Annotated in this window: 8 protein-coding genes; 2 read left to right on the top strand and 6 right to left on the bottom strand. The window is 55.0% G+C overall.

Annotated features, from left to right (window positions below; genetic code table 11):
* Positions 1-161, bottom strand: a 161-nt coding sequence (locus ACMLHG_RS07120) for a GntR family transcriptional regulator (RefSeq protein ID WP_417170043.1), incomplete at its 3' end; no start/stop codon positions are given.
* A 210-nt stretch (positions 162-371) separates the two neighbouring features.
* On the opposite strand from ACMLHG_RS07120, the gene ACMLHG_RS07115 reads away from it, so the two are divergent.
* A complete protein-coding gene (locus ACMLHG_RS07115; RefSeq protein ID WP_417170042.1) occupies positions 372-1,475 on the top strand; it encodes a metallophosphoesterase family protein in 1,104 nt (367 codons plus the stop codon).
* Positions 1,476-1,502: 27 nt separating this feature from the next.
* Positions 1,503-2,300, top strand: a complete 798-nt coding sequence (locus ACMLHG_RS07110) for a sugar phosphate isomerase/epimerase family protein (protein WP_417170041.1) — start codon at positions 1,503-1,505, stop codon at positions 2,298-2,300.
* A 166-nt stretch (positions 2,301-2,466) separates the two neighbouring features.
* Here ACMLHG_RS07110 and ACMLHG_RS07105 read toward each other — a convergent pair whose 3' ends face one another.
* From ACMLHG_RS07105 to ACMLHG_RS07085, 5 genes are all read right to left on the bottom strand, one after another.
* Positions 2,467-3,441: a hypothetical protein gene (locus ACMLHG_RS07105; RefSeq protein WP_417170040.1), complete on the bottom strand. Its 975-nt coding sequence runs from the start codon at positions 3,439-3,441 to the stop codon at positions 2,467-2,469.
* Between the two features lie 272 nt (positions 3,442-3,713).
* Positions 3,714-7,277 carry an alpha-amylase family glycosyl hydrolase gene (locus tag ACMLHG_RS07100; protein ID WP_417170039.1) on the bottom strand — a complete coding sequence of 1,188 codons (3,564 nt, stop codon included), beginning with the start codon at positions 7,275-7,277 and terminating at the stop codon, positions 3,714-3,716.
* A 29-nt stretch (positions 7,278-7,306) separates the two neighbouring features.
* Entirely contained in the window at positions 7,307-8,248 is a 942-nt protein-coding gene (locus ACMLHG_RS07095) for a sugar-binding protein (protein WP_417170038.1), read from the bottom strand.
* Positions 8,249-8,250: 2 nt separating this feature from the next.
* On the bottom strand, positions 8,251-8,988 hold the full coding sequence (locus ACMLHG_RS07090; protein WP_417170037.1) for a prepilin-type N-terminal cleavage/methylation domain-containing protein: 738 nt from the start codon (positions 8,986-8,988) through the stop codon (positions 8,251-8,253).
* On the bottom strand, positions 8,957-9,201 hold a 245-nt coding region (locus ACMLHG_RS07085; protein ID WP_417170036.1), incomplete at its 5' end, for a hypothetical protein. The genes ACMLHG_RS07085 and ACMLHG_RS07090, both read right to left, overlap by 32 nt.

Below are 9,201 nucleotides of genomic sequence, written 5' to 3'. Positions count from 1 at the left end.
TTGACTGTCCAGCGGCAGACACCGTACTCGATGGCCAGTTGCCGTTCGCCCGGAAGCCGCTTCCCGGCGGGATAGGCCCCCGCTGCAATCCGCTGGCGCAGCTGATCGCGCAGCGCCAGCGGCCGCGAACGGTCATCCCACTGTGGAATATCAGACACCATTTCGCCGGTTCTTCCTTCCTGTTCCCGGTTTTCTGCTCAAACTGGTACGAACCAGTTTCGTCTGGAATAATTATATCACAAAACCGTTTCCTTGTCAAGGTCTGCATGAAACTTTTACTTTTTTTTAAAATTTTGCTTGCAAAAAAACAACAGAACATCCATAGTAATGAAACTGGTCCGTACCAGTTCGATCAGAGGATGGATTTCGCAATGTCGAATGAAGAGTTTTTTGCCGAAGTACTGAGCGTCGACGAGTCGCGCATCGTGGTTGCGTATGACGGGCCGGTTCACGGCGAAGTGACGCTGGAGGCGATCTCCGGCGACGGAAGCGAACTTCTGCGCAGCGGTGAATGTGTAGGCATCGGCAGGTTTGAACTGGCAAACTGTTCTCCCGATTCGGATTATGCGCTTCACTTGACCGCTCCTGGCGCCGAACGGCGGCTTGTCTGCCGCACTCTGCCGCGGCCCGCGACGCCGGAACTGCGGCGTTTCCTGCTGCTGGCCGATCCGCACGTCTCCTTCAAAACCGAAAACCGCAAGGGGCGTTTTTTTGCCGAATCTGCTCTGCTGCTCGAGGAGTTTGTCCACCTCGCCAATCAGCTGCGCCCGGAAGCAGTCCTCTGCGTCGGCGATCTCACCAATGCCGGAACCAATGAGGAATACCGGCTCTGCCGGACCATTCTGGATGCGCTTGCATTGCCTTTGCTGGCGGTTCCCGGCAACCACGATGTTCTCCCCCCCGGCGGGACGGAACTCTGGCGCAAATTTTTCGGCGCTCCTGAGTTTCAACGCGAACTCGGGCGGGGAGATAGAATCGTCGGGCTGGATACTTCCTCCGGGTATTTGTCCGAATCCGGTGCCGCTCTGTTGCGCGATGCCCTCGACACCCCAGGACTGCTGATCGTACTCAGCCACTATCTGCTTTATCCAACGCCTGACATCCACCGCGGTTCGAACGGCGTGATCGCCAACACCGCGGAATACGTCGAACTGCTCGAACAGCTCGCCTGTCGACCTCACACCCTGCTCTATACCGGCCACCAGAATATTCCGGTGGTGACCGCCCCGGCGGGCGCGAGGGGGATCCGGCAGTGGACGCTGCCGCAGCCATGCCAGTATCCCTGCGGCCACCTGCTGGCGCGGTTCCATGCTGAAGGAGTGTGGCACACCTTCCTGCCGATCGGCAGCGAAGTGCTGCGGCAGTGGTCCCGTACGGCGGGAGACCGGGCGGCGGCCTTTTACGGGGAGCGCCAATGGGAGAGCGTTTACCGGCGCGGCCGTTGCGGACTGCTCAACCAGGTTTATTTTTTCTGACCATTCCATTCGGGGAGGGCAATTCTCATGCTGGACGAACTTTCACTGTCAACCACCGTGTTCGGGCGGGAACGCGCCGGACTGCCGGTCGAAAAGATGCTGGATCTCATCGCGGAGGCAGGGTATCGCCATATCGAGATCTCCCGCCACCACGACCTCGCCGGACGGACGGAGACGGTCCGGCGGGCCGGGCTTCGCGTCTGGTCGATTCACGGCGTTTCGGGGGCCGCCGCCGCCAGTCTGGATGAGAGGGGCCGCCGCCGTCAGGTCGACGACGAATGCCGTCGGATCGAGGCTCTAGCCTGCTTCGCTCCGGCACCTTGCGTGGTGCATTACGTCGATCGCCGCCTCGATCGGGAGTACGGGCGGCAGTTCCGGCGCAGCATCGAAGAGATTCACGCCTTCGCCGTGCGTTTCGGATTCACCGTCGCGGTGGAGACCGCGCCTTACAAGCCGCAGGTGGACGAACGCTATCCTGACAGTGCGGAGATTGCCGCATTCGTCCGTTCCTTCGCGACGCCGGATCTGCGCATGACCGTCGATATCAACCACTCCAATCTTCATGAAAGACTTGATGCCGTCGCCGCCAACTGCGACGGATTGATCGCCAACGTTCACCTCTCCGACAATCACGGGCAGTGGGAGGACCATCTGCCGCCGGGCGAGGGAATCATCGATCTGAAACAGACCTTCGCGCAGTTGCGGCTTCACGGATACGAGGGACCCGCCAATCTGGAGTACCACGTGCCGGAGCCGCCGGACGCGGCGGCGCTGCGCCGGGTGCGACTCCGGACTCTGGAGCTTCTCGGCTGGCAGCGTGAGTAGCGAATTGCCGGATTCCCCATTGTTCCGGCGTATCCGCCGGAGCAATTCCGCATCGTGCCGCACCGGGTGATCAGGACTCCGCCCGCCGGGCCGGTGCAGAAAAACTCCGGGGAAGGGTGGAATCCCGTTCCCCGGAGCGTTGTTTCAATCCGGATGCTCCGCCGCTTCAGCGGACGGTGAAGAGGACGCGGAAGGTTTTCCCGTCCGGCCGGGTGAAGACCACCGTGGTGGTGCCGGGAGCAACCCCCTTGAGGTCGATTTCCGCCTTGTCGTAGCGGAAGGGCCAGACGCCGCCGCGGTCGTGCTCCATCTCGACCCGGCAGATGTTCGGATCGTAGCTGGAAATGGCCCAGTACAGGCCCTCTGACGCCTCCTCTTCAAGCTCGAAGTCGATCTCTCCCCGGAGCGGCACTGTGGCCTGACAGGTGAGGTCGACGAGGCGGCCGAGCGAATAGAGCTTGTTCTGAATCAGCATCTGCGCCGGGGCCGCCGCTGTCAATGCGGCCTGCGTGGTTGCGACAGCAGCCTGTGCGGTTGCGGCGGCAGCCTGCGTGGTCACTGCGGCGGCGGGCGGCACGACCACCTGAGCCGCGGCGGGAACCGGGGCTCCGGCCGGAGCGGCATGGGTCCGCTTGAACTCCGCTTCCACATCCTGGAACGTCACTGCCGCGCCCTTTTCGGCGGTCAGGACGATTCGGACGAATTTGACGTCGGGGTTCGTGATGTTGAAGTAGTTTTTGGTCTTGCTCCAGAAGGGGGAAGCCTGATAGGACTGCGCGCTGCCGGGCAGCGGATTCTTCGCGCCGTCGAATGCGGCAAATCCGACTGTGGCGACGCCGGAGCCCTTCACCTCGGATTCAATCTTGAGCAGATTGCCGGCGACAGGGTGGAAGTCTGAAAGGACCGATTTCGCACTCTGTGCGGTGGCGTTCACTTCAATGCCGAATTCATCGAAGTCGTTGCCGCGGACGATTTTCGTCGAGCCGTTTCCGGTGGAGACCATCCAGCCGGGAGCGGTGGCGGCATTGGCGGCGGCGCCGCGGAAATCGCCGTTGATTCTGAGATCGACGTCATCATCGGCGAACGTGGGCAGGGTGCAGATTGCACCCAGCGTGGCAAAAAGCAGAAATTTCTGGATCATTTTTTTTTCTCCCGATCGTTTTTCCGGTCGCGCCGGGGTATTTGAAAATTGATAACTATTGTTACTATATACCTGAAATTCTGAAATTGCAAGAGGTAAATTTCAGAATGGTGTCAATGTTCCGGTTGTTGTGGGAGGAGGCGAAAATCCGGGGGGCTGACAAAACGGGAATGCAGGCCGGCGTTTTCCTGCTCCATTTTTGATAGATCATCTCGCAGAGGCGGAACCCGGCCCGGCAGAATTTTTTGCCACCGGACCGAGGTGATTGCAGTCTAACGTGCAGCAGAAGTTTTGCAGCAGATTCGGACACGGTATTCCATTCCCGGTCGAAACTGCTGTGGTCTCTTGCCGAACCACCCCCACTCCTGCCGTTCGGGATGAATTTGAAAGAGATTTTTCTCAGTCAGTGCCGAAATGGTACCGGTAAGTATCTTGTTTCCTTTCCGGGAAATGGAAAATGAATTTGCGTTCCAGTCGATTCGGGAATCGGCAGCAGGAAGAATGCGCGAGAGAAAGTTCCAGTTGCCCTCCGCAACTGTAATAGTCGGCAGAAAGGACACGGAACGTTCTATCGTACCATCCGGAGAGAACAGGTATTCATTCCGTACCCAGATCGGCTCGTGCCATGGACGAAACCGGGAACGGTTCATCAGCATTCCGCTGAAAGCGAGAAGGAGTTTCCCATCGCGGATCGCGAGATGTGTTCCTCCTTCGGTATCGTAAGCTGCACTTGCCGATGCAAGTGTCCGGCGGGAGTGGAAGCGGGTGGTCCCCAGCAACTCCCGTCGAAACAGCAGTTTGTTATCCGACCCGTACCATGATCGAATCAGACCATTATTACGACGCAGCAGAACCTTACCGAATGGGCCGGTGATTTCCCAATCCATTCCGTTGTGATCCAGTTTGATTTTTCCGTTGAACAAGGAAAGCGGATGGCGCTGTTCTGGAGAGGCTTGCAAATTGCCGGTGGAAAAATTCAGATCCAGTTTGATTTTACCCGCAGGAAATACTGGGAGTGGCTCCAGAAGGGGGCAACGTTTTTCCCGTAGAGCGATCTGCAGAGCCCAACCTGGTGTTGCGTTGAAACGGTCAAGCAGCCGGATATTGGCCGGTGTCTGTTTCAGGAGGTCCCGAAAGAGAAATTCCGTGATGCCAGCCGAATTCTGTACAGCGATTCGCGGCTTGGCAGGATGGAGCGGAAGCAACTCAAAATCACAGAGAATATTTCCTCCGGGAAGTCGGTAGCTGAGAATATTGAACAAATCATTTTCTGGATTGTCTGTTCCGGTTCGAGGCCAGGCTGTGAAACAGTCATCCAGATACCCCTCTGCGCACCTGGCTTGATACCGGGAGGCTTCCGGAACCGGCACGATCAGGGAAAGTTCCGGCGCTTTGAGACGGGTACTGTCCAGCTCCAGTCGAATCCCCTGTGGAGAAAATCGCCATGTCCAGCACAGTTTCCCAGCCGTGCAGGAAACGGAATTTCCCTTTCGTAATGAATTGGTTGCAAGTTGAATCGCTGTTGTCCTGTCCGTACTCCATGCGGTGGTTCCGCACAGCGGTTTCCCTTGGCGTTCTACCTGTTCCAGCATGCCGTCCGCCAGTCGCAGGCGAGCGGTATAACAGGGCGTTTCCACCAGAAGCAGATCGGATTGCTCGGTGATCTTTATTGATCCCATCGACGATGGTTTATCAGTGGAAGTCTGTTTAAAGTAATAGGGCGAAATATCCGGTGTTTCTCCGAAAACGACGATTGCACTCTGCCAGGGGGCGAGAGTCAGGGTTTCTGCCCGCCGTCCCTCCAGAAGATCATAGGGTGTGCCACACGCGATGGCCGCTGCTGGATATACAGGGCTCATCGAAAGCTGTTGGCCACTGAAATTAACTAGCAGGACCGCCGCCTGTTTCTCATATTGCCGATATATGGAGAAAATTTCGCCAGGAAGATTGCCGATGGCGGAAAATTCCGTCGTACCACGACGGAGTGCGGGAATCTTTCTGCGAACTTCCATCAGTTTAGCAAGCCATGGCAGTTGCAGTCGCTCCGAACCATGCAGAATCATCGGCACGCCGGGTAGTGCGGCCAAAAGGGAGTGAAGTGCTTTCCACGCCGGAAGTCCGAGCAGTCCCCGTAGATTCTGGGTGTCGTGGCTGTCGATGTGCCTCAGTCGCAGTGTCTCCGGTATGTCCGTGTGATACTGTTCAGAAAATCGAGCAGAAATACCGCGCGAAAAATCTTCAATATTTCGTTCCATAAGGAGATTGAGCGTGTATTCGCTGAAACTGAGATCGTAAATGATATCTGCTTCGGTCATGTAGACGGAACTGCGAACCTCGGCCAGAGTGAATCCGCTCTCCGGACGAGCCTTCCGGACTTCCTCCCGAATGGCTCGGCACATCTCCAGACCGCCACGTCTCAAACCCATGCCGGCACGCGGATAATCCAGCGGCGGAACTATGCCTCCATTTTTCTGTAGAGCCTCGTTCCACCATGTGACATCGATATTGTCCGGAGCCCGCGAGGGAAATCCGGGTCTTCGCCAGTTACAGGTTTGGTTGCCGCTGACTGCATCGATCCGGAATCCATCGAGCGGATATTTTTTCATCCAGAATCCGGCGACACGACGCAGGTAATTCTGCCAGGAATGATCGCCGAAATCAAAACACCAGTAGTTTGCCGGACGGCCGTTTTGATTGATTACCAGATCAAACGGGGAGTTGCCACGAAGCTTTCCGAATGCAGGTGTTCCGCCGTGCGGAATGATGTCCTGAATGACCCGGAAATTTTTCCGGTGGCAGGCTGCCAGGAAGTGCCGGTATTCTTCGGGATTTCCCCATCGATGGTCCAGTTTGAAATAGTTACGTGGCGAGTAGGAAAATGTATCTTGCTCATCTTGAACAGGAAGCAGATAGATAGCGTTTGCCCCGACCTGCCCGGCGAGTTCCGGAAGAACTTTGATTGCATTCTGCAGACCGCCGAGATCAGAGATTCGGCTTCTGGCTGTACCGCCTGGATGACAACAGAACAGAATCAGGTCATGAAGATAAGTTGGCCGGTCAGCAGGCGGTGCATAACCGTTTTCCCGAAACCACCGGGCTGGCATTGTTTTCAATGCATCGGCGAGACTGTTTTCTGCCAGAACAAGATCTGCCCGGGGAATTTCTTGTGCAATCTCTTTTTCCAGATATCCGGTGGCATCGATTCTCTGCAATACCGTTGGGGCGTTACCGATGCGCTTGAGTTCGGCGCGACAGCGGTCACTTCGCCCTTCGGCAATAAACATCGCGGAAAGACCGTTGAATTCCGTCAGCAAAATTCCAAAACCATAATTGGAGTGACGGAGTGTGGAGTTGCCAATTTGGCTTAGAGGACCGCTGTATTCCCAATTGTAGATGGCGCCGTCGCCACTTTCTGCCGCCGGCAGAAGATATCGGCCATTCTCGGGAAGAGTCCACGGATATTGGAGATAAAACAACCGGTGTGGACCCCGGGTTCCATTTTCTGAATCCGCCGCAATGCGTATAGAGCGTGAAACAGTTTGTCCGTGCAACCGAATTATTTCGGATATAGTCAGACCGTCACGCCGGTAGACTCGGGTCAGCTCACCTGTTTCCGGATTGCGTGAGCCGGAAATGTAGGGCAGGGCAATGGGAACCGCATCTTCCCGTTCCAACGCAATCGTCGGAGGTAGTGCATGAAACTCGTGGGTACTTGCATGTACAACCGTCTTTCCGGTAGCAATGTCAAATTGAAGCTTTATCGATTCTGTTCCGGAGAGTTGTCCGGCAGTCAGCAACAGAACGGCAAACAACATGATATGCTGTTTTTTCTTCACAATCTTTCCTCTCAATGTTGTAAAAGTTCTTAATCAAGAATTGCATTCAAATATCCATGGATATTATGACCGTCATACAACAGAGGAACCGGTGAATAACGGCGAATTTCTCCATTCGCAGAAAGATCGCTGCGAACAAGCATCAGACTGAATGAATCTCCCTGTTGAGGCGGACGGATGTTCCAGTCGCTGAACAGTTGCCGGAGCGGAATCGCAATTTCCACGAAGTATCCAGTCGCATCGCAGCTGCCTCGGGTGTTGACAGCGAGGGAACTTTCTTCCTCCAGCGTGAGATAGGGACTGGAACGAAGAACAACATGGGTGAGACTCCAGAGATCTCCAAGTGGGTTTGCAAGAAATTCATAGTATAGCTTGGAATTTTTCCTGGGACGAATGAAACACTCCAAGGCATCTCCGCTGTAAATTCGTTCTTTTTCCGGTGCTCCGCTCCGGAGACGCCGAAAGCAACACTCTTGATCGATGAAATGAACTGCAATATAAAGTGTATCGCCATGCCAGCCCACGAGCCAGAGTGAACCGTCCTGAAGTTGTTCTTCGGAGTTGATCTGGAAGGCGTTGGTATGACGGAAGGCCTCCTGCCATTCGTTTTCGGAAAGAATTCCATCCACAAAGGGAGCTTTTTTAAGGTACGGGATTCTGATTGTTTCCGGCCGGTAATTCCAATGGGTTGCGCGGTCAACTTCTCGTTGAATTTTGGCGAGAGTTTCTATGGCTTCCTGTCGCAGTTGATCTGGCGGGACTCCCAGGAGCAACTTGGCTTGAATCTCTTTCCCGCTGCGCTGTTTCGCGGCAAACTCAGCAGGTGTATTTTTGCAACGCTCCGGCAGGTCTTTTGCCGCGGCGCAGCGCAGTGCGGCCTCTAGGGCCGGATTAGCTTGCTCCAACGGGGGTGTGCATCCGGGCACCATCAGCAGGAGAGTTCCAAAAAGAGAAAAGAAGCGGTTTTTCATATTTATTCCTGTCTGAAAATTCCATTCTGATCAAAAAAACGCCGGATTGGCATCCGCTGCGCTGCCAGCCCGTTTGGACCGTTCACGGTTCCAACATGTCCGTCGGCATATGCCAGATTCACAGCACCGGAGTGGCGCAGAATGACCGACATGGTATCCGATGAGCCCTGGATGCGGAAAAACCATCCACCGGTTTTCTGATCATCGCGATAAGTATCTGCGAATAGGTAGATTTCTGTGGTTCGCTTCATTTTTTTATAATTGTAACTGAAGCAGGTGTCATCTTGGGCCACAAGAAAGTCTCCCAATTGTGCCGTTCGGATTTCGTTGCCGCGGCTGTTTCCCATTTCACTCGGGCGGTAGATTCCGTAAACGGCATCCAGACCTCCACGAAACTTTCCACGGTCAGAAGGACAGTGAAATACTTCTGCATTGATATAGGCGGAATTGCTGAGTTGATATACGAAGGTGGGGTCATTAAATGCTGCTCCCGCCGTCAAAATCGTTGCCGTCGTATAATATGTGCTTCCAACCGGCAGATAGCCGGGAAGATACTGATTGTTGTCATTGCCGTAGAGCATGCCGGCCTGTCCTACCTGTTGCAGATTGCTGACACAGCGTATTGCGTGTCCTCTTTCTCTGGCACGGTTCAGAGCGGGGAGCAACATAGCTGCCAGAATTGCGATGATTGTAATTACGACAAGAAGCTCAATAAGAGTGAAAAATTTGATCCTTCTCATTTTTTCTCCTTCTTTGGCATAAAATTGTTTTCCTTCCGGCTATTGAGCCAGAGAAACCAATTCCAAATTGCTTATTTGATCCGATACCGGTTTCCCATTGAGCAGATCTTTCAACATCCTGCAGGCGGTTGCACAGGCGCCACGCACATCCGTAGAGAGCAACCAGGCATTGGTTCCCGGGTGCAGACTTCTGGTCATGAAAATTTTGAGAAA

Origin of the sequence: Victivallis sp. (assembly GCF_048170485.1) — a bacterium.
Classification (GTDB): domain Bacteria; phylum Verrucomicrobiota; class Lentisphaeria; order Victivallales; family Victivallaceae; genus Victivallis.
The sequence above is the reverse complement of the archived record's forward strand: the minus strand, read 5'-3'. Positions and strand labels throughout refer to the sequence as shown.

Bases quoted from the DNA above. Each gene is read 5' to 3' on its own strand.
- ACMLHG_RS07115 (WP_417170042.1), top strand. From the start codon at position 372: ATGTCGAATGAAGAGTTTTTTGCCGAAGTACTGAGCGTCGACGAGTCG.
- ACMLHG_RS07105 (WP_417170040.1), bottom strand. From the start codon at position 3,441: ATGATCCAGAAATTTCTGCTTTTTGCCACGCTGGGTGCAATCTGCACC.
- ACMLHG_RS07090 (WP_417170037.1), bottom strand. From the start codon at position 8,988: ATGAGAAGGATCAAATTTTTCACTCTTATTGAGCTTCTTGTCGTAATT.
- ACMLHG_RS07110 (WP_417170041.1), top strand. From the start codon at position 1,503: ATGCTGGACGAACTTTCACTGTCAACCACCGTGTTCGGGCGGGAACGC.
- ACMLHG_RS07095 (WP_417170038.1), bottom strand. From the start codon at position 8,248: ATGAAAAACCGCTTCTTTTCTCTTTTTGGAACTCTCCTGCTGATGGTG.